At 63.6% G+C, this 24608-nt stretch carries 21 protein-coding genes and 1 tRNA gene; 4 read left to right on the top strand and 18 right to left on the bottom strand.

The genetic code is table 11. The features are described 5' to 3' along the window. Positions 1-4: 4 nt before the first annotated feature. From sufC to ACE3OO_RS13335, 3 genes are read right to left on the bottom strand one after another with little or no spacing between them, the layout of a single operon-like run. A complete protein-coding gene (gene sufC, locus ACE3OO_RS13345) occupies positions 5-754 on the bottom strand; it encodes a Fe-S cluster assembly ATPase SufC (RefSeq protein ID WP_374303668.1) in 750 nt (249 codons plus the stop codon). A gap of 30 nt (positions 755-784) precedes the next feature. Further along, a complete protein-coding gene (gene sufB / locus ACE3OO_RS13340; protein WP_374303665.1) occupies positions 785-2245 on the bottom strand; it encodes a Fe-S cluster assembly protein SufB in 1461 nt (486 codons plus the stop codon). A 17-nt stretch (positions 2246-2262) separates the two neighbouring features. Next, a complete protein-coding gene (locus tag ACE3OO_RS13335) occupies positions 2263-2730 on the bottom strand; it encodes an SUF system Fe-S cluster assembly regulator (RefSeq protein WP_374303663.1) in 468 nt (155 codons plus the stop codon). Between the two features lie 191 nt (positions 2731-2921). Between ACE3OO_RS13335 and ACE3OO_RS13330 the strand changes: the two genes are divergently transcribed. Together ACE3OO_RS13330 and ACE3OO_RS13325 are read left to right on the top strand one after the other, a co-directional pair. Further along, entirely contained in the window at positions 2922-4628 is a 1707-nt protein-coding gene (locus ACE3OO_RS13330) for a tetratricopeptide repeat protein (RefSeq protein WP_374303662.1), read from the top strand. Between the two features lie 5 nt (positions 4629-4633). Next, complete coding sequence (locus tag ACE3OO_RS13325) at positions 4634-5182, top strand: flavin reductase family protein (protein ID WP_374303661.1); 549 nt, start codon at positions 4634-4636, stop codon at positions 5180-5182. Between the two features lie 7 nt (positions 5183-5189). Here ACE3OO_RS13325 and ACE3OO_RS13320 read toward each other — a convergent pair whose 3' ends face one another. Beyond that, complete coding sequence (locus ACE3OO_RS13320; protein ID WP_374303659.1) at positions 5190-5909, bottom strand: hypothetical protein; 720 nt, start codon at positions 5907-5909, stop codon at positions 5190-5192. Between the two features lie 39 nt (positions 5910-5948). Beyond that, positions 5949-8135 carry a hypothetical protein gene (locus tag ACE3OO_RS13315; protein ID WP_374303657.1) on the bottom strand — a complete coding sequence of 729 codons (2187 nt, stop codon included), beginning with the start codon at positions 8133-8135 and terminating at the stop codon, positions 5949-5951. Positions 8136-8314: 179 nt separating this feature from the next. Here ACE3OO_RS13315 and corA point away from each other — a divergent pair, with 179 nt between their 5' ends. Further along, positions 8315-9280, top strand: a complete 966-nt coding sequence (gene corA, locus ACE3OO_RS13310; RefSeq protein ID WP_374303655.1) for a magnesium/cobalt transporter CorA — start codon at positions 8315-8317, stop codon at positions 9278-9280. Between the two features lie 27 nt (positions 9281-9307). Here the strand turns inward: corA and ACE3OO_RS13305 are convergent, their stop codons facing one another. Continuing rightward, positions 9308-10609 carry an NAD(P)/FAD-dependent oxidoreductase gene (locus ACE3OO_RS13305; protein WP_374303653.1) on the bottom strand — a complete coding sequence of 434 codons (1302 nt, stop codon included), beginning with the start codon at positions 10607-10609 and terminating at the stop codon, positions 9308-9310. Between the two features lie 158 nt (positions 10610-10767). On the opposite strand from ACE3OO_RS13305, the gene ACE3OO_RS13300 reads away from it, so the two are divergent. Further along, positions 10768-11115: a rhodanese-like domain-containing protein gene (locus ACE3OO_RS13300; RefSeq protein WP_374303651.1), complete on the top strand. Its 348-nt coding sequence runs from the start codon at positions 10768-10770 to the stop codon at positions 11113-11115. Positions 11116-11181: 66 nt separating this feature from the next. Here the strand turns inward: ACE3OO_RS13300 and ACE3OO_RS13295 are convergent. The 12 genes from ACE3OO_RS13295 to ACE3OO_RS13240 all read right to left on the bottom strand — a co-directional run bounded on the left by ACE3OO_RS13295 (position 11182) and on the right by ACE3OO_RS13240 (position 24599). Continuing rightward, positions 11182-11257, bottom strand: a tRNA-Lys gene (locus ACE3OO_RS13295). Positions 11258-11402: 145 nt separating this feature from the next. After that, positions 11403-12545, bottom strand: a complete 1143-nt coding sequence (rodA, locus tag ACE3OO_RS13290) for a rod shape-determining protein RodA (protein WP_374303649.1) — start codon at positions 12543-12545, stop codon at positions 11403-11405. Between the two features lies 1 nt (position 12546). Beyond that, positions 12547-14454 carry a penicillin-binding protein 2 gene (mrdA, locus tag ACE3OO_RS13285; protein WP_374303647.1) on the bottom strand — a complete coding sequence of 636 codons (1908 nt, stop codon included), beginning with the start codon at positions 14452-14454 and terminating at the stop codon, positions 12547-12549. Positions 14455-14460: 6 nt separating this feature from the next. Then, the gene (gene mreD / locus ACE3OO_RS13280; RefSeq protein WP_374303645.1) at positions 14461-14982 is read right to left on the bottom strand and encodes a rod shape-determining protein MreD; all 522 of its coding nucleotides are present in this window, start codon (positions 14980-14982) and stop codon (positions 14461-14463) included. A gap of 11 nt (positions 14983-14993) precedes the next feature. After that, positions 14994-15875, bottom strand: a complete 882-nt coding sequence (gene mreC / locus ACE3OO_RS13275) for a rod shape-determining protein MreC (protein ID WP_374303643.1) — start codon at positions 15873-15875, stop codon at positions 14994-14996. A 61-nt stretch (positions 15876-15936) separates the two neighbouring features. After that, the gene (locus ACE3OO_RS13270) at positions 15937-16980 is read right to left on the bottom strand and encodes a rod shape-determining protein (protein ID WP_300297710.1); all 1044 of its coding nucleotides are present in this window, start codon (positions 16978-16980) and stop codon (positions 15937-15939) included. Between the two features lie 119 nt (positions 16981-17099). Beyond that, positions 17100-18659 carry a 2-isopropylmalate synthase gene (locus ACE3OO_RS13265; protein ID WP_374303640.1) on the bottom strand — a complete coding sequence of 520 codons (1560 nt, stop codon included), beginning with the start codon at positions 18657-18659 and terminating at the stop codon, positions 17100-17102. Positions 18660-18917: 258 nt separating this feature from the next. Continuing rightward, positions 18918-19811: a phytanoyl-CoA dioxygenase family protein gene (locus tag ACE3OO_RS13260; protein WP_374303638.1), complete on the bottom strand. Its 894-nt coding sequence runs from the start codon at positions 19809-19811 to the stop codon at positions 18918-18920. Positions 19812-19890: 79 nt separating this feature from the next. After that, positions 19891-21072: a lipid-transfer protein gene (locus tag ACE3OO_RS13255; RefSeq protein ID WP_374303636.1), complete on the bottom strand. Its 1182-nt coding sequence runs from the start codon at positions 21070-21072 to the stop codon at positions 19891-19893. Positions 21073-21197: 125 nt separating this feature from the next. Then, positions 21198-22220, bottom strand: coding sequence for a ketol-acid reductoisomerase (gene ilvC, locus ACE3OO_RS13250; protein ID WP_374303633.1), 1023 nt, complete (start codon positions 22218-22220; stop codon positions 21198-21200). Positions 22221-22261: 41 nt separating this feature from the next. Further along, positions 22262-22777, bottom strand: coding sequence for an acetolactate synthase small subunit (gene ilvN / locus ACE3OO_RS13245; RefSeq protein WP_374303631.1), 516 nt, complete (start codon positions 22775-22777; stop codon positions 22262-22264). 31 nt (positions 22778-22808) lie between these two features. Then, on the bottom strand, positions 22809-24599 hold the full coding sequence (locus ACE3OO_RS13240; protein WP_374303628.1) for an acetolactate synthase 3 large subunit: 1791 nt from the start codon (positions 24597-24599) through the stop codon (positions 22809-22811). Positions 24600-24608: the final 9 nt, after the last annotated feature.

Below are 24608 nucleotides of genomic sequence, written 5' to 3'. Positions count from 1 at the left end.
TCCCTCAGGCCGCATCCGCCACGATATCGGCATAGCCCTTGGCCTCAAGCTCGAGCGCCAGGTCCTTGCCGCCGGTCTTGATGATCCTGCCCTTGGCCAGCACATGCACGACATCGGGCACGATATAATCCAGCAGGCGCTGGTAATGCGTGATCACCAAGGCGGACCGTTCCGGGCTGCGCAAGGCATTCACGCCCTCGGCCACGATCTTCAGCGCGTCGATGTCGAGGCCGGAATCCGTCTCGTCCAGGATCATCAGGCTGGGCTCCAGCATCAGCATCTGGAACACTTCGTTGCGTTTCTTCTCGCCACCCGAGAAACCGACATTCACCGCGCGCTGCAGGAATTTCTCATCCATCTGCAACTGCTTCATCTTGGCCTTGGCGGTCTTGAGGAAGGTCATGGCGTCCATGTCGGCCAGGCCCTTGTGCTTGCGCACGGCATTCACGGCCGACCGCAGGAAGGTGGCATTGGCGACGCCGGGGATTTCGACCGGATACTGGAAAGCCAGGAAGATGCCTTCGCGGGCACGATCTTCGGGCTCCATGCTGAGCAGGCTCCGGCCGTTCAGCAGGATGTCGCCCTCGGTAACCTCGTAGCCGTCGCGACCGGCCAGAACATAAGACAATGTGGATTTGCCAGAGCCGTTCGGGCCCATCACGGCATGGATCTCGCCCGGTTTGATGACCAGGTCGATGCCGTGCAGGATTTCCTTGCCGTCGACGGTGGCGTGCAGGTTCTTGATCTCAAGCATGGGCAGGTCCTTGTATATTCTTTTTTCCGCTCAGCCGACCGAGCCTTCGAGGCTGACGCCGAGCAGCTTCTGCGCCTCGACGGCGAATTCCATCGGCAGCTTCTGCAGCACTTCCTTGCAGAAGCCGTTGACGATGGTGGAGACGGCATCCTCCTCGGACAGGCCGCGCTGACGGCAGTAGAACAGCTGGTCGTCGGAAATCCGCGAGGTGGTCGCTTCATGCTCGACCTTGGCCGAGCGGTTCTTCACCTCGATATAGGGCACGGTATGGCCGCCACAGCGGTCGCCGATCAGCAGGCTGTCGCACTGCGAGTAGTTGCGTGCGCCGGCGGCACCCGGCATCACCCGCACCAGGCCACGATAGGTATTCTGCGCCTTGCCGGCCGAGATGCCCTTGGAAATGATCGTCGATTTGGTGTTCTTGCCCAGATGGATCATCTTGGTGCCGGTATCGGCCTGCTGGGCATTGTTGGCGACCGCGACGGAATAGAACTCGCCCACGCTGTCATCACCCTGCAGGATCACGCTGGGATACTTCCAAGTGATGGCCGAGCCGGTTTCCACCTGGGTCCAGGAAATCTTCGACCGCGCGCCCCGGCAGGCGCCGCGCTTGGTGACGAAATTGTAGATGCCACCGCGGCCGTCCTTGTCACCGGGATACCAGTTCTGCACCGTGGCATAGCGGATTTCCGCATCCTCCATGCAGACCAGTTCGACGACAGCGGCATGCAGCTGGTTCTCATCGCGCATCGGCGCGGTGCAGCCTTCCAGATACGAGACATAGGCGCCCTTGTCACAGATGATCAGGGTGCGCTCAAACTGGCCGGTCTTGGCCTCGTTGATGCGGAAATAGGTGGAGAGTTCCATCGGGCAGCGCACGCCCGGCGGCACGTAGACGAACGAGCCGTCGGAGAACACCGCCGAATTGAGCGTGGCATAGAAATTGTCAGTGATCGGCACCACCGAGCCAAGATACTTCTGCACCAGCTCGGGATGCTCGCGCACGGCTTCCGACATCGAGCAGAAGATGATGCCGAGGTCCTTGAGCTTTTCCTTGAAAGTGGTGGCGACCGAGACGCTGTCGAACACGGCGTCCACCGCCACGCCGGCCAGGATCTCGCGTTCCTTCAGCGGAATGCCGAGCTTCTCGTAGGTGGCGAGCAGCTCGGGATCGACCTCGTCGATACTCTTCAGCGCCTTCTTCTTCGGCGCGGCGTAATAGTGAATGTCCTGGAAATCGATTTCGGGATAACTGACCTTGGCCCAGCTTGGCTCGCCCTTTTCTTCCGCCATGCGCAGCCAGGCGCGATAGGCCTTCAGGCGCCAGTCGAGCATCCATTGCGGTTCGCCTTTTTTGGCCGAGATGAAGCGCACGGTGTCTTCATTCAGGCCCTTGGGCAGGATTTCGGATTCGATGTCAGTGACGAAGCCGTACTTGTATTCGCCAGCCAGCGTCTCGACCGTTTCGATGGTTTGCGCATTGGCAGCCATGGGGCAGCTGTCCTTCGTTACTCGGCGTTGTCGGTCACGGCCGCATCCGCGCGTGGCGGATAGGGGCCGAAGAAATCGTAGGGCCGGGCCAGTTCGGCCAGGGTCACGCTTTCCAGCGCGGTGCGGATGGCCGTGTTGATCCGGTTGATGCCGCGCCGCGACACGCACAGATTCTCGCGGTCGCAGGCGCTGGGCTGGTGGTTGCTGGAGCATTGCGTCAGGGCGATCGGGCCATCCAGGGCGGTGACGATGGCCGCCACGGAAATGGCCTCGGGCTTGCCGGCCAGGCGATAGCCGCCATGGGCGCCGCGCTGGGAACTGAGCAGGCCGGCACGCGACAGCTTGGCCATGATCTTGGCAACCGTCGGCCCCGGCAGGCCGGTGGCCGCCGCCGCATCGCCGGCGTTATGCACGCCGTCTGGCTCGGCCGCCACATGGGCCATCACCATCACGCCATAATCGGCCAGACGGCTCAGACGCAACATATTGCAAATCCTTCGCAATTACGAAACCTGACCGGATCGGTCGGATTCACCGGCGCAAATAAGACCAATCCGGTCTGCTTTGCAAGATGATTTCCGGAAACCTGAAGTCAAGCCGATCTGGCGGCGCTTTAAACCCGTTTTAAGGGCTGCTGGGGCAAAGGTTAATATTCCCGGGCCATTGGAGGCAGGCAGTGAATCGTAAACAGCGGCGGGCACAGGCAAAAACGGCCATCACCCCCCTCTCGGTCCCTCTCTCGGCTGCGGCCCCACCGGCCGCCGTGCAGATGGAAGCCAACCGCCTGAACGATCAGGCCCTGCGGCTGCATGCCGCGGGCCGGACGGCCGAGGCGATCCCCCTGCTGCGTCAGGCCATTGCCCTGAACGGCCGCCAGCCGCTGTACCACAACAACCTGGGCGAATTGCTGCGCCTCAGCGGCGATACCGACGGGGCCCGCACCAGCCTGAGCCAGGCCATCGCGCTGGCGCCGAATTACCCCGAAGCGCACAACAACTACGGCAACCTGATGGGCCAGGTCGGCGATCTGGACGCCGCCATCAAAGCTTACGAAACCGCGATCGGACTGAAACCCGATTATGCCGAGGCGATGAACAACCTGGGCACCGTGCTGATCAACCGGCGCGACCATACTGGCGCCGCGGCCATCCTGCGGCGAGCGATTGCACTGAATCCAGGCATCGGCATGTTCCACAAGAATCTGGCCCTCGCCCTCACCGCGCTGGGCGATGTGGAGGGAGCCGAAGCCGCCTTCAAGGCCACCTTCGAGGCGCCCGTCAAACTGCCGGGCGACAATGTCGAATTGATGATGGCCCTTGGCGACGTGCAACGCTTCAAAGGCGATATCGAGGCCGCGCTGGGCTGGTACCACCGCGCCTGGCAGACCCGGCCCGGCGATGGCGAGGCGCATATGCGGTATGCCGTGGCGCTGATGGTAAAGGGCGAGTATCGCGAAGCCTGGCCGCATTTTGCCGCGCGCTGGAGCCTGGCCGATACCGAAGTCGACAAACGCCCCTTCACCCAGCCGTTCTGGCGCGGCGAACCCCTGCCGGCCGGCGGCAAGATGCTGCTGTTCACCGAGCAGGGTGTGGGCGAGTCGCTGGTGCTGTGGAGTCTGATGCCGGAATTGCAGCAGCGCGGCATCCTGCCGGTGGTGGAATGCGATCCGCGCATGGTTCCGATCCTGCAGCGCAGCTTCCCCGGCATCGAAGCCTATGCCCGCACCAATCCGCCGCATGCCCGTCTGCGCGAACCGGATCTGGTCGTTCAGGCGACATTGTTTGACCTGGCCCAGGTTTTCCGGCAATCGCCGGCCGATTGCACCGGCGCCCTGCCGCTGCGTGCCGATATCGACCGTGCCGAGGCACTGCGGGTACGCTACCGCAATGGCGGCGATACCCCGCTGGTGGGTATCGCCTGGCATAGCGCGAACCCGAAACTCGGCGCACCGAAATCGGCACGGCTGGTGGATTTCGCGCCATTCCTGTCCCTGCCCGGCTATCGGTTCGTCGATCTGCAATACGGCAACCGAACAGCCGACCGCGATGCGCTGAAGGCCGCCTGCGGCGCCGAATTGCTGATCGATCCGGAAATCGACCAGCTCAAGGACCTGGATGGCTTTGCCGCCCAGGTGGCGACGATGGACCTGGTGATCACCACCAGCAACACCACCGCCCATATGGCCGCCGCCTTGGGCAAACCGACCTGGGTATTGCTGCATAAAGGCATTTCGCCACACTGGTATTGGGGGTTGGCAGGCGAGCAGACGCCCTGGTATCCGACCGCGCGACTGTGGCGGCAGCCTGCCGCCAATGACTGGCACGGTTTGGCAGAATCCGTGGCGGCGGAATTGAAGCGGACCCTGCCCTCCGCTACATCTTAGCGGCCATGGACACCACGCTTCAGCCCGCCGCCGAACCCGCCATCCCCCTGGAGGCTGCCTTCCGCGCCGCCATGCGCCGGCTGGCCGCCACCGTGACGGTGATCTCCACCCGCTCCGAAAGCGGCCTGCGCCATGGCATGACGGCCACCGCGGTCACCTCCGTTTCGGCCGATCCGCCTGCCGTTCTGACCTGCGTGAACCGCTCGGCAGCCCTGCATGCCCAGCTTGGCCTCGGCCGGCGCATCTGCATCAACCTGCTGCATTGCAGCCAGCAGCGCCTGTCGGAAGTGTTCAGCGGCGCCGTGGAAGGCGAGGCGCGCTTCGCCGAGGGCGAATGGCTGAGTGATGCCGATGGCGTGCCCTATCTGGCCGACGCGCAGGCCAATATCTTCTGCGAGGTCGAGGCGCTGCATGCCTATGGCACGCATTCGATCTGCATCGGACGGGTGGTGCGGGTGATGTGCCGGCCTGATGTGGCGCCGCTGGTCTATCAGGACGGCGCCTATATGTGCACCGGACCGCTGACCGGTCCGCTGGCGACGCCGCAGGAATAAAAAGCGCCTAGGAGTAAAGTGCGACCGTGCGCAACAGGCGGCGGAATTCGTCCACCACCTGACGTTCGACGGTTTTGTTCAATGCCACCGCACTGCGCAGCTTGCGCGGCCGCAGGGGCACGACCTGCGCGGCGGCGGCATACGCCGCCGGGCGCAGCACCGGCGTCTCGGGCAGCGGACGCGGACGCGGGGGCAACGGCATGACCTTGGCGGCCGGACGCGCGGCCGGCCCGGCCGCTGTCTTGGACGTGGAGTCCGGCAGTGGCGCGAGCTTGAGTTTGGGATGCTGCTTGAAACCGGCCGAGGCATAGACCGCGATTTGCAGTTTGCCGTCCGGCATCTCCTCGATCAGCAGCAGGTTGGGAAAGCGCGCCGCCAGCAAGGCATAGGTTTCATCGGCGAGGAAGCTTGGCTCGGGAACAGCGCACCAGCGCTTTTGCGCTTCGAAACCCAGCGGCCGGCCATGGGCGCGATACAGCCGCTGCATCGCATCGGTGAAAGCACCATCCTTGTGGAAGACCACCACGATCTGGCGATGGACATCCTGCGGACTGTGACGCCGGCAAACCAGCAGAGCCAATTCGTCGGGCCGCGCTCCCAGCGCCGCCGCCGCACTGAAAAAACCCAGCACAGTTCCAGCCGCCCGCACATCCTGGGTCAGGAAGCCGAGGCGGTCGGCATGCGGCAGCGTGCCGATAGGGCTGAAGAAGCGCGGTTGCAGCGTCATGGCGAATATCCTAGCCGCTTCCCCGGCCCGCGTCTTTGGTTAACCGCCAAACAGGCGGGCGAACCAGCCATACCACCAACCGGCAACACCCAGGGCAACCACCAGAGCGAGCAGCAGATACCAGCCCCAGGGCTGGCGCCGCTCGGCAAACGGATCGGTCATGGCCCGTTCGGAGCCGGGTGGCAGCTTGGCCAGTTGCGTCAGGCTGCCGCCGAAGGGGATGTTGATCAGGGCGCGGGCATTCACCGCCCAGCCATTGGCATCCAGCAGCGGGCCGAGATTGCGTTGCCGCAACTTCATCGCCGCGATGATCATCGACGGTCCCGAGATCAGCAGCACCACGCCGACGATGGCGAGAGGAATCTGCCACCAGGTCAGATTCAGGAAACCGGTGACCACCGAGGCCAGGGCCGTGCCGATCGCACCGATAGCCAGGCCGATGGCGGCAAAGATGCCGGCGAATTTGGCGGCATCGAAAGCCGGCGGCGGTGGCGCGGCTGCGGCCGGCGTGGCTTGCGCGCCGCCGATCACCTGACTGCCGGTTTCCAGCAGCTTCTGGGTCATCTGGGTTTCATTGGCCTTGCTGCGCGCGGCAGCGAATTTCTCGATCTGCTCGCCAATGAACTTGCCCACCTTCTTGAACGGCAGCCAGAACGCCTCGCGGATGCTGATCGGATGACTGACGATCTTGACCACCACGGCATCCCAGTCGCGGCCCTGACGGTCGTAGAACACGCCATTGCGGCCGACCATCAACTGATCCGCGTCACCGCCGGTGACGGCAGCGGCAATCGTCATCTTCTCGTTGCTGCCGCGCCGCACACACTCGCAATAGAGCAGATAGATGCGGCTGAGGGTGGCCAGCGTGGCATGCTTGGCAGGATCTTCCACAGCAATACACAGGTCGCAGGAGCGGCCATCGATGAACAGGGTGCCGACCTGGAAGATCGCCTTGCCGCGCCGCGTATAGAAATCGCGGAAGGAGACGAAATTGTTCAGCAGCGGCACCAGGTCGCGCAGGTAGCGCGCCAGCGTCTCGACGGCGGCAATCGCCTCGAATTCCGGGGCCAGGGCCGCGTCGGCGGCGATCAGGGCCGCGATCTTGTCCTTCGCACCCGAAGCGGCGATGTCGCGTACCCGGGTGATGCCGAGTTTCTCGACCAGCCCACCCTGCTTGCGCGCCAGCCAGCCGATGGCCGGGCCGAGACGCGCCTGCAGATCGCGCCATTCAGCCTCGTTCAGCATCTCGCGAGGCCCCAGCAGCGGCAACACCGCCGCCTCGCGCAGCATCGCCACGGCGTCCGCCCAGGCCGGGTTGACGCCCTCGCGCAGCGGCAGCGGCCGTTCGGCCGCCACGCGCGCCAGCGGAAAGGCCGCGACGGTCGCCGCACCGGCCGAGAGGTTGCCGTCGGCGATTGCCGCGAAATCCTCCGCATCGGCATTCAGCGCGGCGCCAGCCTGCGGATCATAGGCAGCCAGGCGGCAGCGGAAGAAGTAATCATCCACCTTGGCCGAAACAGCCTGCAGGGCTTCCACCGCCGGCAGCGTCGCCTCGCCAAGCGGCAGAATCCCCGGCTGATTCTGGGCTTCGCTCCACCAGGCCAGATAGGCATCGATGGCGGCAAAGAAGATTTCGGCTTCGTCCTTGCCGATGCCGGCCTCGCCGCCACGGTCAGGCTTGGCCGCAACCAGCGCCATGATGTCCCTGATCACCGCCGCCGTCTCGGGCTCCTTCGCGGCCGAGGGCGGCACGATGCCATCGCCGTTCAGCGTGGTGCCGGCCAGAATGCGCTGCACATCGGCGGCATCCTCGGGGGTGATCGCCGGGGCATCGGGCCGGCCGATGTTGGTGAGGATACGTTTCGCCGAAGCCAGGATGCGGGCGCCGTCGGCGTGGCTGTCGTCGATCAGCGCCAGCGGCAATTCGCCATGTCCGGCAAACAGGGCATCGGCATCGCGCAGCAATCCGCAGGCCCAGCGCACTGCCGCCAGCAATTCGGGCACCCGGATGCGGCCATCATGGTCGCTGTCGATCAGGTCCAGCGTGCGACGGTCGAATTCCACGCTGGCGGTAGGACAGCTCAGGGCCAGCCAGAGTTTCTGGTCGAGCTGCGACAGGTGGCGCAGGTCTTCCGCCGTCTCGATACGGACCTGGTCGAAGCCGCCGGCGCGGAAGAAACGCCAGCGATGGCGCGGCGATGAAACGTCGTTGTCCTGGGCTGCCATGGCATTCCTCGTTCTGCGGCGGTCAAGGCGGCCTGCTTGTCCCCCTTTTGTAATACTAGCCTGCAGGCGCCGCCGCGACGAGGCCGATCCGGCCGGAACGGGAGACGAACGAATCTAGGGTCTGGTCATGATGGCGCCGAACCTGCTAGCCATGCAGCGGACAGGGGGGAGTCGAATCGATGCTGATCAATTGCGTCGCCTATCGCCAGGGCGAGAAACTGGCCGACCTGCCGATCCAGCAGATCAGCGATTATCTCGGCCAGCCCGACACCGTGGTCTGGGTCGCGCTCAAGGATGCCACGCATGACGAACTGGCCGAGATGCAGACCGAATTCGGCCTGCACGACCTGGCCGTCGAGGATGCCCAGCACGGCCACCAGCGACCCAAGATCGAGGAATACGGCGACTGCCTGTTCGTGGTGATGCAGCTTCTGACCATCGTGAATGGCGAGCTGGAAGTGGGCGAGGTGGATGTTTTCATCGGCCGCGACTTCGTGCTGTCGGTACGCAACCGCAGCAGCCAGACCTTCCTGGGCGTGCGTGACCGCTGTGAGCGCGAGCCGGAACTGCTGAAGCTGGGCTCGGGTTTCATCCTCTATGCCCTGATGGATGCGGTAGTGGACCGCTACTTCCCGGTGATCGATGCCTTCGAGACCGAGCTGGAGGAGATCGAGGACCAGATCTTCACCAAGGGCGCGGCGCGGCAGAATATCGAGCGGCTGTACGACCTGAAACGCAAGGTGATGCAGCTCAAGCACGCTGTGGCGCCGCTGATGGAGGCGGTCTCCAAGCTGCATGGCGGGCGGGTGCCGCGGGTCTGCGCCAGCATGCAGGAATATTTCCGCGATGTTTCGGATCACCTCGTGCGCATCAACGCCTCGATCGACAGCATCCGCGACACCATCGGCACCGCGATCCAGGTGAACCTCGCCATGGTGACCATCGAGGAAAGCGAAGTGAACAAACGGCTTGCGGCCTGGGCCGGCATCTTTGCCGTGGCGACCGCCTTCGCCGGCATCTGGGGCATGAATTTCGAATTCATGCCGGAACTGAAATGGCAATACGGCTATCCCGCCGCCCTGCTGGTGATGGGTGGCATCTGCGGCCTGCTCTACTGGCGCTTCAAGAAGAGCGGCTGGCTGTAAGCCAGCCGCCCCGCCTGCCGTCGGGCCTCAGGAGGTCTGGCGCAGCTTGTTGATGCCCAGGATATCGAGCGCCAGCTTCTCGTAGAAGGGCACGCTCTCGCCCGCCCTCACCTTGTGCAGGAAATATTTCTCGAAGCCGATCTTGGCCATGTGGACCCATTTGCCGCTCGACGACCAGTTGACGTTGCGCGGCGGAATCTGTGGTTTGGCCACGAAGGCAACCCCGCCATCGCCGAAATCGGCCAGGCAGATGGCATTCCAGCTGCCTTCGGTGGCAGGCTGGCCGCCCTCGACCAGCGCCTTCAGGTTGGCAGCGATGGCGGTGACCATGGTCTCGATCATGAAGCCGGTCTTGGGCACGCCGACCGGCACGGCGGTCTTGCCCACCGGCGGGATTGCCACGCAGACACCGAGTGCGAAAATGTTGGGATATTTCGGGTTGCGCTGGTGCTTGTCGACGACCACGAAGCCGCGCGGATTGACCAGACCGTCAATGCCACGTAGCGGGGCCACGCCACGGAAGGCCGGCAGCAGCATCGAATAGCTGAACGGCAGATCATGCTTGGCCTTCACCGCCGCGCCGTCCTCCGTCATTTCCTCCACATGCATCATGCCGGGCTCGACGCTGGCCACCTTGGCGTTGACGATCCATTTGATGTGGCGCTCGCGGAACTCGCTTTCCAGCAGGCCCTTGGTGTCGCCCACGCCATCCAGTCCGAGATGCCCCACATAGGGCTCGGAGGTGACAAATGTCATCGGTACGCGGTCGCGCAGCTTGCGCTTCTTCAGCTCGGTATCGAGGATCATGGCAAATTCGTAGGCCGGGCCGAAACAGGATGCGCCCTGCACGGCACCAACGATCACCGGACCGGGATTGGCCGCCAGACGATCGAAGGCATCGGCAGCGTTTTCGGCATGATCGACATGACAGACCGACTGGGTATGTCCGCCATGGGGGCCCAGGCCGGGAATTTCGTCGAAGGCCAGTTCCGGTCCTGTGGCGATCACCAGATAGTCGTAGGCCACCGCGCGACCGTCTTCGAGTTCCAGACGGTTCTGCGCCGGGTCGAGCTTGGCGGCGCCGACCGGGATGAACTCGATGCCGCGCTTTTTCATCACCGGCGGCAGGCTGACCTCGATGGCCTCGCGCTCGCGCCAGCGGACGGCGACCCAGGGATTGGACGGGACGAAATGGAATATCTCGCCGCGGTTGACCACGCTCACATCGGCCTTGTGGCCGACGGCTTCGCGGATTTCAAAGGCGGCGATCACGCCGCCCAGTCCGGCACCCAGAATGACGATTTTCGGCTTGTTGCCTGATTGCGGCATCGTTGTTTCCTCCATGTGGCGGTGCTTGGTTACCGCCTTTGACCCGGTCAGCCCCCCAGCTTTGCGTCTGGTATGGGCTTGACTGCGATGCCCGGAATATATTAGCATTTTCGAATATTAGCAATAGCGAATATATTCTGCCCGATCAGGAGATTGCCATGAAGCCCGTCCTCGACATGACACCCGCCGAGATTCAGGCCGGCCTGAAAAACCGCCGCATCTTCCTGGTGGATGTGCGCGAACCGGCGGAATTCGCCGCCGAGCGTATCCACGGCGCCTTCCTCTATCCGCTTTCCACCTTCGACCCGAAGGCCCTGCCCAATGACGGCGAGCGCATGCTGGTGTTCCATTGCGGCTCGGGCAAACGCTCGCAGACCGCCATCGCCATGTGCCAGCAGGCCGGGCTGGAGCATCATCGCCACCTCGCCGGCGGCATGATGGCCTGGAAGGCCGCCAACCTGCCGGTGATCAGCATCGACCCCGCCACGGGCCGCCCGCGCGAATAATGACGCGCGGCCGCAGCGCGGCGTGATCGGTCGATTTTCAGGATTGCCTTAGCGGCTCTGGAAAAATGGTGGGCGCACCAGGGCTCGAACCTGGGACCCGCTGATTAAGAGTCAGCTGCTCTACCAACTGAGCTATGCGCCCATTTTTCCTTTGGCGGCGCGGGGCCGTCGAAAGCCGCGTGAAAATATCCGGATTCGTCGGAATTGCAAGCACTTCGGGGCTGGGAAAAAGATTTTTCCCGTCAGGGGTTTAGCCCAACCTATCCGGGCGCCGGCACAGGCGGCGGCTACAGCCCGCTCATATGGCGGGGAATCTCCACATCGCGGTGGACATAGACGTTGATCAGCAGGCCCAGGCCCACCATCAGGGTCATCATCGCCGTGCCGCCATAGGAGACCAGCGGCAGCGGCACGCCCACCACCGGCACCATGCCCGACACCATCGCGATATTGATGAACACATAGAGGAACAGCATGGTGGTGAGACCGCCGGCCAGCAGGCGGCCATACTGGCTGCGCGAGCGCAGGCTGATGGCATAGCCATAGGCGATCATCAGGATATAGAGCGCGATCAGCACCAGCGCGCCGATCAGGCCATGTTCCTCGGCCAGCATGGTGAAGATGAAATCGGTCTGCTTTTCCGGCAGGAAACTGAGATGGCTCTGGGTGCCCTGCATGTAGCCCTTGCCGGTGAAACCGCCCGAGCCGAGCGCGATCTTGGATTGCAGGATGTGATAACCCGAGCCGAGCGGATCTTCCTCGGGGTTCATGAACGTGAGCACGCGCTTCTTCTGATAATCGTGCAGGAAATTCCAGGCGACGGGCAGGCAGGCGCCCCCGGCCACGATCACGGCGATGAATTTCCAGGCCCGCACGCCGGCGAAAAAGAACACGGCACCGGAGGAAGCCAGCAGCAGCATGGCCGTGCCCAGATCGGGCTGTTTCATCACCAAGCCCACCGGCACCAGAACGATGGCCAATGGGATGAACAGCCAGCGGATGCGGCCGACTTCGTCATAGGACAGGCCATGGAAATAGCGCGCCAGCGTGAGCATCAGGGCGATCTTCATGATCTCGGAGGGCTGGATATGGAAAATGCCGACATCGAGCCAGCGCTGCGCCCCCATGCCGATCCGGCCAAACAGTTCCACCGCCACCAGCAGCACCACGCCGATGGCGTAGACGAAATAGGACAGCCGCATCCAGACGCGGATATCGGTGACCGCAATGGCGATCATGATCACCAGGCCGATGGCAAAGCGCGCCATCTGCCGGTCGGCCCAGGGATCGATATCGCCGCCGGCGGCGGAATACAGCGTGGCAAACCCGGTGCAGGCAATCAGGGTGATCAGCAGCACCAGGCCCCAGTTGATATCGCGCAGCTTGCGGCCGAACGAAAGGTCGTTACCCCGGCTGGACCAATGCGGCATCTCAGCCCCCTCCCTTGACCGGCGCGACCGAAGCCGTGGTGGGGCCCGGGGCCGAGCGCGGTTTGCGCGAAGGATCAAGCCGCTGGGTTTCCAGCATGATGTCGCGGGCGATCGGCGCCGCCATCTTGGCGCCGGAACCGCCATGTTCGACGATCACCGCGCAGGCATAACGCGGCGCCTGGATCGGCGCGTAGGCGACGAACAGCGCATGGTCGCGCTCCTCCCACGGCTTCTCCTCGTTCTTGCGCACCCGGGTTTCGCGTTCCTGGCGGCTGATGCGCCGCACCTGGCTGGAGCCGGTTTTGCCGGCCATGGCATACTGCGCCAGCGTGATGCGCGCACCCTGGGCGGTGCCGCGCGGCGGCGAGGTGACGCGGATCATGCCCTCCAGCGCGTAATCGAGATGCTCGCGCTTGAGACCCACATGCGGCCAGCGCTGGGCCGCCAGGCGCGGGTCGGTGGCCGGCCCCAGCGCACCATCCTCGCGCACGATGCGCGGCGAAACGGCATAGCCGCCATTGGCCAGGCGCGCCGCCATCAAAGCCAGTTGCAGCGGTGTGGTGGTGACATAGCCCTGGCCGATGCCAATCACCAGATTCTCGCCCTGCGCCCAGGGTTGCCCCAAGGTGGCCTGTTTCCAGGCCCGCGTGGGGATCAGACCCTTGCGCTCTCCCGTCAGATCCACGCCGGTCAGGTCGCCCAGGCCGAGGCGCTTGGCCATCTCGGCGATCTTGTCGACACCGGTTCGTCGCGCCGCTTCGTAGAAATAGACGTCGCAGCTTTCCTCCAGCGCCGACACCAGATTCATCGTGCCGTGGCCGCCCTTTTTCCAGCAATGGAAGGTGTTGTTGCCGAATTCCATATGGCCGGGACAGAAGACACGGGTATCGGGTGTGACCGCACCGGCTTCCAGCGCCGCAAGGCCGACCAGCATCTTGAAGGTGGAGCCGGGCGGATACTGGCCCTGGATGGCCTTGTTGATCAGCGGTTTGTATTTGTCGCCGTTGAGCTGGCGCCATTGCGCCTGGGTAATGCCGACATTGAACCAGTTCGGGTCGTAACCCGGATTGGAAACCAGGGCGAGGATTTCGCCGGTATGGATATCCAGCACCGCTGCCGCGCCGCTTTCCTCGCCGAAGCGTTCGACGGCAAAGCGCTGCAGATCGGCATCAATGGTGAGCACGATATCGTCGCCCGGCTGGCCGTTGTTGCGCCGCAATTCACGGATCGCCCGGCCATAGGCATTCACCTCGATCTCGCTGTGGCCGGCGCGGCCGCGCAAACGTTCGTCATAGACTTTTTCCACACCGCTCTTGCCGATACGGAAACCCGGCAGTTCCAGCAGCGGATCGTCACCCAGCTCGCTTTCCGACACGGCGCCGACATAACCCACCACATGGCTGAACATCGGGCCATAGGGGTAATCGCGCGTCTCGCCGACATCGAGCTGCACGCCCGGCAGATCGGGGCTGTGCAGGTTGATCTTGGCGAAATCGTCCCATGACAGATTCTCGGCCACCACCACGGGGACGAATTTGCGCCGACGCTCGATCTCGCGCTTCACCCTCGCCTTCTGGCTGTCGTCGACCTGGATCAGTTTGGACAATGCCTCGAGCGTGGCGTCTACATTGCGGGCCTGCTCGGCGACGATCAGCACCCGGTAATTGCGGCGGTTGGAGGCCAGTTCATGACCAAACCGATCAAGCACGCGGCCGCGGCGCGGCGGCAGCAGGCGCATACTGATGCGGTTCTCCTCCGCCAGCAGCATGTATTTGTCGGATTCCATCACCTGCAGGTAATACAGCCGTGCCGCCAGCGCACCGAACAGGCCAAGCTGGGCGGTGCCCAGCAGCAGGGCCCGCCGAGTGAAAACCCGCTGCAGGTCGTTGTCGCGCCGGTTGATCGCCATCTCGGGTCACACCGCGACGGAAGCGCGCAGCCAGCGCCGTTCCAGGCGGCTCAGCAACCAGTAGATTCCCGGATAGCAGGCCAGCGACAGGAACAACTGCGTCACCAGCGGAGTGACCGGCAGCATCTGCCAGTGCAGCAGCGACACCAGCACCCAGCAAATCGGCAACACCGCACCGATCACCAAAGCGAAAGCCGCCCAGTTGACCAGGAAGGACGAGCCGAGGAAAACGCGGCGCTGCGATACGCCCAACTCGTGGGCCAGCAGCAGGACCAGCGCATTGAGCCCGAGCGGGCCGCCGCTCAGCAGATCGAGCAGCAAGCCGATGGCAAAAGCCCCCAGCATGGTCATCAGATCGGAGCGGAAGATGCTCCAGTAAAATACCGCCATCAACGCAAAGGCGGGGCCGACACTGTCAAAATGCGGCAGACCAACCGGGATGAGGCTGAACAGAACCAACGCCAGACTGCTCAGGATCGGGAGCAGGGCGCGGATGCGGCGGCTGGCCTGGCGGAGCAGCGCAGACATCCCGCGCGCTCCTATTGAGCCTTGGGTGGCAGAGGCGGCGATGGCGCCAGGGGCAGGACCTGAGCCGCCGGATCCTCGGCATCGATCCGCGTTTCGTCGAATTGCATCACACGGAGGAAACCAAGCCGCCCCAGATCGACCAGCGGACGCACGCGCACGGCACCATCCATCTCGGCGATTTCCCCGACCGGAATACCCGCGGGAAACTGCCCGCCATCGCCTGAGGTGACCACCTGCATGCCGATGGCCGGCTTGGCGGCGCCAGAGAGATATTCCAGCCGCGGCAGCGGAGAATTGTCGCCGGCCAGCACGGCGCGATGGCCGCCTTCCTGCAGCATCACCGGCAGACGCGAATTCAAATCGGTCAGTAGCAGGATACGCGCGGCGCGATACCCCACCTCGGCGACACGGCCGACATATCCACCCTCGCCGATCACGGCCTGGCCTTTCTTGATGCCATCCTTGGCGCCCACATTCAGCAGGGCGGTGCGCACGAAAGAACCACCGCCATCGGCAATCACGCGGCCGGTCACGAAGGTCTGACTGAGATCCGGGCCGGCGGCCAGCAGCCGCCGCAAGGCGGCGTTATCCTGCTCCAGCCGGCGCGCCACTTCCTGCCATTGCAGCAGACGGGCATTCTCGGTGCGCAGGCGGAAATTCTCGTCATGCACGAAGAGGATGTCATCGACCCAGCCGACCACGGCATTCACCGCCGCCACCGGCTGTGCCACCGCGCTCAGCACAGGTTCGACGATATCGGCGACCAGGGCGCGGGCGCGTTCCACCAACGGACGGTCGATACGGCTGACCAACACGAGGCCAACGGCAGTGGCGAGCAGCAGCAGGAACGCGAAACGCTGCAGCAGCGCGCGAAACGGCGCTGCGATCCACATGCTGCGTCCCGACCGTCTTGCCATACGCCCCCGTCAATACCCTTCGCGCAGCCGTACCCGATCAGTACGGCGGGTTATACAGAACGTGCTTCAGCGTCTTCATTTCTTCCAGCGCGCGGCCCGTGCCCAGCGCCACGCAGGACAGCGGCTCGTCAGCGATCGAAACCGGCAGGCCGGTCGCGTGCCGCAGCACCAGGTCCAGATTGCCCAGCAGCGCGCCGCCGCCGGTCATCACGATGCCCTTGTCGACGATATCGGCGGCCAGTTCCGGCGCGGTATGTTCCAGCGCGACCTTCACCGCCTCGACGATGGCGCCAACCGGTTCAGCCAGGCTTTCGGCGATCTGGCGCTGGTTGATCACCAGCTCCTTCGGCACGCCGTTCATCAGGTCGCGGCCCTTGATCTCCATCGAAAGGCCGTTGCCGTCTTCCGGCGGCGCAGCCGAGCCGATCTGCTTCTTGATGCGCTCGGCCGAGGCCTCGCCCACCAGCAGGTTATGATTGCGGCGGATATAGGCGATGATCGCCTCGTCCATCTTGTCGCCGCCGACACGCACGCTGCGCGAATAGACAATGCCGCCGAGCGAGAGCACGGCGACTTCCGTGGTGCCGCCGCCGATATCCACCACCATCGAGCCGGTTGGCTCGGTGACCGGCAGGCCGGCGCCAATCGCGGCAGCCATCGGCTCCTCGATCAGGAACACGCGGCGCGCGCCGGCGGACTCTGCCGAGTCCATGATGGCGCGACGCTCGACTGCGGTGGAGCCCGACGGCACGCAGATGATGATCTGCGGCGAGGCGAAGCTGCGGCGATTGTGCACCTTGCGGATGAAATGCTTGATCATTTCCTCCGCCACCTCGAAATCGGCGATCACGCCGTCGCGCAGCGGGCGAATGGCCTCGATGTTGCCCGGCGTACGGCCCAGCATCTGCTTGGCTTCGTCGCCGACTGCCAAAACCTGCTTCTTGCCGCGATTATTGGTGATCGCCACCACCGAGGGCTCGTTCAGCACAATGCCGCGGCCCTTGACGTAAACCAGGGTATTGGCCGTGCCGAGGTCGATGGCCATATCGGCCGACATAAAACCCATCAAACGCGAGAACATCCAGAAAGATCCTCACCAACGAAATGTTGCGCCGTTATCGCCTCGGGCACCGGTGCAGCGCAACCCCCAGTCCCCCATATTTTCAACCCCGCGCCGGATGGTACGGATTCAGCATCCCATCACGCGCTGAGGGCTGCCGGCGCGGTCTTTTCCCGCTTCACCAGCAGCTTGTTGAGTGCGTGGATATAGGCCCGGCAACTCGCCACCAGGGTATCGGCGTCGGCGGCCTGCCCGTTCACGGTTTTGCCACCCTCTTCCAGCCGTACGGTCACCTCGGCCTGGGCGTCGGTGCCCTGGGTCACGGCATGCACCTGATAGAGCTGCAGGTTCGCCGTATGCGGGAACAGGGCCTTGATGGCATTGAAGGTGGCATCCACCGGGCCGTTGCCTGCGGCTTTGACCGATTTGGCCACCCCGTCGATTTCCAGCTCCAGTTCGGCGCTTTGCGGCCCCTTGGATCCGGCGATCACCTGCAGGCTGACGAAGCGGATGCGCTCGTTGCCGCGCGCCATGGTGTCGTCGACCAGAGCGACGAGGTCTTCATCGAAGACCTCCTTCTTGCGATCGGCCAGATCCTTGAAGCGGGTGAAAGCATCGTTGAGCTGGTTGTCGGCCAGAGTGAAACCGAGTTCTTCCAGTTTCTTGCGGAAGGCATGGCGGCCGGAATGCTTGCCCATCACCAGCGTCGAGCGATTCAGGCCGACCGATTCCGGCATCATGATCTCGTATGTGCCGGCATGTTTCAGCATGCCGTCCTGGTGGATGCCGCTTTCATGGGCGAAGGCATTTGCGCCGACGATGGCCTTGTTCGGTTGCACGACGAAACCGGTGACGGCCGAAACCAGTCGCGAGGCCTTCATGATGTCGGTGGTCTTGATCCCGGTTTCGAACGGCATGGCATCGCCGCGCGTGCGCAGGGCCATGACGATCTCTTCCAGCGCGGCATTGCCGGCGCGTTCGCCCAGGCCATTGATGGTGCATTCCACCTGGCGCGCACCACCGATCACGGCAGCCAGCGAGTTGGCCACGGCCAAGCCCAGATCGTTATGGCAATGCGCGGAAAACCTGGCTTTATCGCTGTTCGGGATGTTCTCGATCAGGTAGCGCATCAGCCGGGTATATTCCTCCGGCACGGTATAGCCCACGGTATCCGGCACGTTGATCGTGGTGGCGCCGGCCTTGATCGCACTCTCGATCAGGCGGCACAGGAATTCGGGATCCGAGCGTGTGCCGTCTTCACAGCTCCACTCGATATCGTCACACAGATTGCGCGCATAGCTCACGCTGTCGATCACTGCCTGATGCACCGCATCGGGCTCCATCTGCAGCTTGTATTTCATGTGCAGCGGCGAGGTGGAGATGAAGGTATGGATGCGGGCGCGCTTTGCCGGCTTGAGCGCTTCCCAGGCGCGGTCGATATCCTTGCGACCGGCGCGGCTTAGACCGCAGACGGTGGATTCCGTCACGCGCTTGGCGATCTCGTTGACGGCCTCGAAGTCGCCGTTCGAGGCGATCGGGAAACCCGCTTCGATAACATCGACGCCCATGCCTTCCAGCACGGATGCGATTTTGAGTTTCTCTTCCAGGTTCATCGACGCGCCGGGCGACTGCTCGCCGTCGCGCAGAGTCGTGTCGAAAATGATGACGCGCTCGCGCGTCGTCTGGCCGGTGGCGCTCATGTCACATGTCCCTCATCGGGCAATCCGGCAGAAGCTTCCGCCGGGTGGTCCGATTCTGCCGCAGTTTCCGTGCTTTAACCATAGTGTACACGCTTCGGCCCAATTCGATCAAAGGGCGAAAAGTTTCGCCGGGACATGGACTTAACGCCTACACTCTGGGCCAGCATGCTTAATAGTCGGTGAATTCCCCGAATTACCGGGAAATTTCTCCAATAGGTTGAAAAAACGGCATTATTTGGGCGGACCCGCCCCACCTGGCTAGGCCAGGACCTGCTCGGCCAGGGCCTGCATCTCCCGCGGCAGCGGATACATGTGCGCATATTGAAGGATTTGCTTGGCGACCAGCCTCAGCCGGTTTTCGAAGCTCAGCAGCGGCATGGTCCCCAGCAACGGGGTATTGAACGGGGCGATGTCGCCGCGCTGGAATTCCAGCGCCATGCTCATGCGCGGCTTCTCGGCGAAGGGGCTAGATTGCGCACCCCAATGCAGCACGGCCTGGTTCCAGATGAAGAAGTCGCCCGGCTGACCCGGCAGGGCACGGATCGACTGGTAATCGACCTGCAGGGCACCTTCATCGGCCGTGCCGTAAACCGGATCGCGGTTCGCCGGCAGGATATACATGCAGCCATTGAGCGGCGACGCCTCGCTCAGCGGTACCCACATCGTCAGCGACAGCGGCGAACCATCGGCCGCCAGGGCTCTGCGGCCCTTGTCGCGATGTGGCCGCCAGCCGGCCTGGCCGGCACGGGGATCGACATGCCAGACCCAGAAATCCGGCATGACCTGGTAATCGGACCCCAGAAACATCGCGATCAACTGATGCTGGCGGTAAAACGCGGCCCAGGCCTCGTCGAAGAGGAACATGAACACCGGCGGGATGTTCAGCGCGACGCAGCGTTCGACGGCACGCGAGAGGCGGCCGGTGAGGTCGACCAGTTCCTCGTCGCGTTCCTGGAAGTAGCCCTCCAGCTTCATTCTTTCCGCCGCCAGCATGGCCGGCTCGTTGCGCAGCGACTGGATCCTGAACGTGCCCTTCAGGCGCTCGCGGATGCTGAGCTCGGGGAATGTCCCACGCCAGAAGGCTTCACGGGTCATGTCCCGGGCAAGACTCAACATCGTGCCATCGGCTGGCGGAATGGCGGTATCGGTCATGGGTAGCGCAACCAGGGTTGTTAGCCCAGCCTACGCCAAGCACCCACTGCTTGCCAGCGGCTTGTGCCGCGACACCCCATCACGCCTGCCGATACAGCGTCACCACGCAGGCACCGCCGAGCCCCAGATTATGTTGCAGGGCCACACGGGCCCCTTCCACCTGCCGTGCTTCGGCCGTGCCGCGCAATTGATGCGTCAGCTCGTAGCATTGCGCCAGGCCAGTGGCGCCAAGCGGATGGCCCTTGGAGAGCAGCCCACCGGAAGGATTGGTGACGACCCGGCCACCATAGGTGTTATCGCCATCCTGCACGAAACCCTCGGCGCCGCCCTGGCCGCACAGGCCAAGCGCCTCATAGGTGATCAGTTCGTTATGGGCGAAGCAGTCATGCAACTCCACGACATCCAAATCCTCTGCACCAATACCGGCCTGTTCATAGACCTTGTCGGCCGCTGCCCGGCTCATATCGGCGCCGACCAGCTGCATCATGTCACGCGCCTCGAAGGTGGAGGGATAATCGGTCGTCATCGCCTGTGCGGCGATTTCAACGTCACGACGCAGGCCGTGCCTGGCCGCGAATGAATCCGAGACCAGCAGGGCCGCCGCCGCGCCACAGGTGGGCGGGCAGGCCATCAGGCGTGTCATCACACCCGGCCAGATCGCCTGTGCCTGCATCACGTCCTCGACGCTGACCTCCTGGCGGAACAGGGCGAGCGGGTTGTTCCTGGCATGGCGGCTGGCCTTGGCACGGATGCGGGCAAAGGTTTCCAGTTTGGTGCCGTATTTCTGCATGTGGCTGAGACCCGCGCCGCCGAAATAGCGCAGGGCCAGCGGCACATCGGGCATGCCGACGATCTCGTCGCAGACCGTGTCGAAATCCTCAAACGGGCTGGGGCGATCGACATAGACCGAGCCCAGAGCGCCGGGCTTCATCTGCTCGAACCCCAGCGCCAGCACGCAATCGGCCGCGCCGCTCTGGATCGCCTGCCGCGCCAGGAACAGCACCGTGGAACCGGTCGAGCAATTGTTGTTGACGTTGACGACCGGGATGCCGGTCATGCCAATGCGGTAGAGCGCCTTCTGGCCGCAGGTGCTGTCGCCATAGACATAGCCCGCATAGGCCTGCTGCACGGCATCATAGCCGATGCCGGCATCCTTGAGCGCGAGTTGGCCGGCCTCGGCGCCCATCTCGCCATAGGATTTGCTGCTGCCCGGCTTGGCGAACGGGATCATGCCCACGCCGGCGACCAGTACCTTTGCCATATCGTTTCCTCCTGCTTATGCGGCGATCATAGGCAAAGCGCCGGCGCGGTCACAAAGAAAAACGGCCGCCGGATCGCTCCGGCGGCCGCTGACGCAACGTTGTCGCAGACTTAGTTTGCGATCCTTTAGTTGCTGCGGGCCTTGTCGACCAGCTTGTTCTTCGAAATCCACGGCATCATGGCGCGCAGCTTGGCGCCCACTTCCTCGATCGGATGCGCGGCCATCTTAGCGCGGGTAGCCTTGAACGAGGTCTGGTTCACCTTGTTTTCCAGCATCCAGTTGCGGGTGAAACGGCCCGACTGGATATCGTCCAGAACGCGCTTCATCTCGGCCTTGGTTTCCGGGGTGATAATGCGCGGGCCGGTGACGTACTCGCCATACTCGGCCGTGTTCGAGATCGAGTAGTTCATGTTGGCGATGCCGCCTTCGTAGATCAGGTCGACGATCAGCTTCACTTCATGCAGGCACTCGAAATAGGCCATCTCGGGCGCGTAGCCGGCTTCCACCAGCGTCTCGTAACCGGCCTTGATCAGCTCGACCAGACCGCCGCACAGCACGGCCTGCTCGCCGAACAGATCGGTCTCGCATTCCTCGCGGAAAGTGGTCTCGATGATGCCGGCCTTGCCGCCGCCATTGGCCGAGGCGTAGGACAGCGCGATTTCGAGCGCGTTGCCCGAGGCGTTCTGGTGCACGGCGACCAGCGACGGCACACCGCCACCCTTCAGGTATTCCGAACGCACCGTGTGACCCGGGCCCTTCGGCGCGATCATGAACACGTCGAGGTCCTTGCGCGGCTCAATCAGGTTGAAGTGGATGTTCAGGCCATGAGCGAAGGCAAGCGCGGCGCCTTCCTTCATGTTGTCCTTGAGGTCGTTGTTCCACAGGTCGGCCTGGCCCTCATCGGGGGTCAGCACCATGACGACGTCGGCCCACTTGGCGGCCTCGGTGGGTGTCATAACCTTGAAGCCGGCCTCTTCAGCCTTCTTCACGCCGGCCGAGCCCTTGCGCAGGGCGACGGCGATATTCTTCACGCCGCTGTCCTTCAGGTTCATCGCATGGGCATGGCCCTGGCTGCCATAGCCGACGATGACAACCTTCTTGCCCTTGATCAGGTTCAGGTCCGCATCGCGGTCGTAGTAAACGCGCATGATATTTCTCCTCGGGACTGCGTCGTTGTTTATGGAATCGTTCAGAGAGGTTTCGGCCCGCGGCTGATCGCCACCACGCCGGTACGCGACACGTCGATCAGACCCAGCGGTTTCATCAGTTCGATGAAGGCCGTGATCTTCTCGGGCGCGCCGGTCAACTCGAAGATGAAGGACTCGATGGTGGAATCGACCGCGCGGGCGCGGAAAATATCAGCGATGCGCAGGGATTCCACGCGCTTCTCGCCAGTGCCGGCCACCTTGATCAGCGCCAGTTCGCGCGCCACATGCGGGCCTTCCACGGTCAGGTCGTGCACGCTGTGCACCGGCACGAGACGGCCGAGCTGGGCCTTGATCTGGTCGATCACCTGGGCAGGGCCGGAGGTGACCACCGTGATGCGCGACAAGTGTGCTGCATCCGAGACCTCGGCCACGGTGAGACTCTCGATATTGTAGCCACGGCCCGAGAACAGGCCGACCACGCGGGCGAGAATGCCGGGTTCGTTATCCACCAGCACGGAGAGGATATGGGACTGGATCGGCTGCTGCGGCGCAGGCATGGGACGGAACTCTCTTTTCGTTATCCGGCGATCAGACCAGGGCCATGCCGTCTTCGCTGACGGTGGCATTGTTGGGGTCAGCCGGCTTGTCGTCAGCCAGGATCATCTCGTTATGCGCGGCGCCCGAGGGCACCATCGGGAAGCAGTTCTCCGCCTTGTCGACGGCGACATCCACCACCACCGGGCCATCAATGGCAATCATCTCCTTGATCACGCCGTCGAGGTCGGCCGGGCTGGTGCAGCGCAGGCCGGTGCAATGGAAAGCCTCGGCCAGCTTGACGAAATCAGGCAGCGATTCCGAATAGCTCTGCGAGTAGCGGCCACCATGCAGCAGTTGCTGCCACTGGCGCACCATGCCCATGTATTCGTTGTTGAGGATGAACACCTTAACCGGCAGGCGGAACTGCGCCGCCGTACCCAGCTCCTGAATGTTCATCAGGATCGAAGCCTCGCCGGCAATATCCACCACCAGCTTGCCAGGATGGCCGAGCTGCACGCCGATGGCGGCAGGCAGGCCATAGCCCATGGTGCCCAGACCACCCGAGGTCATCCAGCGGTTCGGCTTGTCGAACTTGTAGAACTGGGCGGCCCACATCTGGTGCTGGCCGACTTCGGTGGTGATGAAGGTATCGCGATCCTTGGTCAATTCATAAAGCCGCTGGATGGCATATTGCGGCTTGATGATCTTGTCGTCCTGCTTGAACTTCAGGCAGTCGCGGGCGCGCCACTGGTCGATCTGCGCCCACCATTTGTCGAGCGCCTTCTGCTTCGGCTTGTAACCACCCTGCTTCCAGGCCGCGATCATCTGTTCCAGCACGCGGCAGGCATCGCCGACGATGGCGATATCGCAATTCACGGTCTTGTTATGCGAAGACGGGTCTATATCGACATGAATCTTCTTCGATCCCGGCGAGAAGGCGTTCAGACGGCCGGTGATACGGTCATCGAAACGGGCGCCGATGGCGATCATCACGTCGCAATCGTGCATGGCGTGGTTGGCTTCCCAGGTGCCATGCATGCCCAGCATGCCGAGGAACTGCTTGTCGGTGGCGGGATAGCCGCCCAGCCCCATCAGCGTGTTGGTGATCGGGAAACCGGTCAGCTTGACGAATTCACGCAGCAGCTCGGACGCGCGCGGACCGGCATTGATGATGCCGCCCCCGGTATAGAAGATCGGGCGTTCGGCCGCGGCCATCAGCGCGACGGTTTCCTTGATCTTGGCCTCGTCGCCATCCACGCGCGGGCGATAGGTCTTGTGGCGGATATTGTCCTTGGCGGTGTAACGCCCCGGCGCGACCTGCACGTCCTTGGGCAGGTCGATCACCACCGGGCCGGGCCGGCCGTTGGTGGCGACATAGAAAGCCTCGTGCACCACACGGGCAAGATCGTCGACGTTCTTCACCAGGTAATTATGCTTGGTGCATGGCCGGGTGATGCCGGTGGTGTCGCATTCCTGGAAAGCATCGGTGCCGACCAGATGGGTGGCGACCTGACCGGTCAGGCAGATCAGCGGAATCGAATCCAGCAGCGCATCGGTCAGACCGGTCACGGCGTTGGTGGCGCCGGGCCCCGAGGTGACCAGCACCACGCCGGGTTTGCCGGTGGAGCGGGCATAACCTTCCGCCGCGTGAACCGCACCCTGCTCGTGCCGCACCAGGATGTGACGGATGGCGTTCTGCTTGAACAGCGCGTCATAGATGGGAAGGACGGCGCCGCCCGGATAGCCGAATACGACCTCGACGCCCTGATCGATCAGGGCCTTGATCACGATTTCGGCGCCGCTCATTTGCTGGGTCGGCGCGGCCTGCGCTCCGGACTGCATCACTCTTCC

The sequence above is a fragment of the Ferrovibrio sp. genome (assembly GCF_041906005.1).
GTDB lineage: Bacteria > Pseudomonadota > Alphaproteobacteria > Ferrovibrionales > Ferrovibrionaceae > Ferrovibrio.
Note: the sequence above shows the minus strand (reverse complement) of the source record. Positions and strands in the feature narration are given on the sequence as shown.

What these genes read in the sequence shown, in the direction of transcription:
- sufC (WP_374303668.1), bottom strand. Translation starts at nt 754, where the DNA reads ATGCTTGAGATCAAGAACCTGCACGCCACCGTCGACGGCAAGGAAATC.
- sufB (WP_374303665.1), bottom strand. Translation starts at nt 2,245, where the DNA reads ATGGCTGCCAATGCGCAAACCATCGAAACGGTCGAGACGCTGGCTGGC.
- ACE3OO_RS13335 (WP_374303663.1), bottom strand. Translation starts at nt 2,730, where the DNA reads ATGTTGCGTCTGAGCCGTCTGGCCGATTATGGCGTGATGGTGATGGCC.
- ACE3OO_RS13325 (WP_374303661.1), top strand. Translation starts at nt 4,634, where the DNA reads ATGGACACCACGCTTCAGCCCGCCGCCGAACCCGCCATCCCCCTGGAG.
- ACE3OO_RS13320 (WP_374303659.1), bottom strand. Translation starts at nt 5,909, where the DNA reads ATGACGCTGCAACCGCGCTTCTTCAGCCCTATCGGCACGCTGCCGCAT.
- ACE3OO_RS13315 (WP_374303657.1), bottom strand. Translation starts at nt 8,135, where the DNA reads ATGGCAGCCCAGGACAACGACGTTTCATCGCCGCGCCATCGCTGGCGT.
- corA (WP_374303655.1), top strand. Translation starts at nt 8,315, where the DNA reads ATGCTGATCAATTGCGTCGCCTATCGCCAGGGCGAGAAACTGGCCGAC.
- ACE3OO_RS13305 (WP_374303653.1), bottom strand. Translation starts at nt 10,609, where the DNA reads ATGCCGCAATCAGGCAACAAGCCGAAAATCGTCATTCTGGGTGCCGGA.
- ACE3OO_RS13300 (WP_374303651.1), top strand. Translation starts at nt 10,768, where the DNA reads ATGAAGCCCGTCCTCGACATGACACCCGCCGAGATTCAGGCCGGCCTG.
- rodA (WP_374303649.1), bottom strand. Translation starts at nt 12,545, where the DNA reads ATGCCGCATTGGTCCAGCCGGGGTAACGACCTTTCGTTCGGCCGCAAG.
- mrdA (WP_374303647.1), bottom strand. Translation starts at nt 14,454, where the DNA reads ATGGCGATCAACCGGCGCGACAACGACCTGCAGCGGGTTTTCACTCGG.
- mreD (WP_374303645.1), bottom strand. Translation starts at nt 14,982, where the DNA reads ATGTCTGCGCTGCTCCGCCAGGCCAGCCGCCGCATCCGCGCCCTGCTC.
- mreC (WP_374303643.1), bottom strand. Translation starts at nt 15,875, where the DNA reads ATGTGGATCGCAGCGCCGTTTCGCGCGCTGCTGCAGCGTTTCGCGTTC.
- ACE3OO_RS13270 (WP_300297710.1), bottom strand. Translation starts at nt 16,980, where the DNA reads ATGTTCTCGCGTTTGATGGGTTTTATGTCGGCCGATATGGCCATCGAC.
- ACE3OO_RS13265 (WP_374303640.1), bottom strand. Translation starts at nt 18,659, where the DNA reads ATGAGCGCCACCGGCCAGACGACGCGCGAGCGCGTCATCATTTTCGAC.
- ACE3OO_RS13260 (WP_374303638.1), bottom strand. Translation starts at nt 19,811, where the DNA reads ATGACCGATACCGCCATTCCGCCAGCCGATGGCACGATGTTGAGTCTT.
- ACE3OO_RS13255 (WP_374303636.1), bottom strand. Translation starts at nt 21,072, where the DNA reads ATGGCAAAGGTACTGGTCGCCGGCGTGGGCATGATCCCGTTCGCCAAG.
- ilvC (WP_374303633.1), bottom strand. Translation starts at nt 22,220, where the DNA reads ATGCGCGTTTACTACGACCGCGATGCGGACCTGAACCTGATCAAGGGC.
- ilvN (WP_374303631.1), bottom strand. Translation starts at nt 22,777, where the DNA reads ATGCCTGCGCCGCAGCAGCCGATCCAGTCCCATATCCTCTCCGTGCTG.
- ACE3OO_RS13240 (WP_374303628.1), bottom strand. Translation starts at nt 24,599, where the DNA reads ATGCAGTCCGGAGCGCAGGCCGCGCCGACCCAGCAAATGAGCGGCGCC.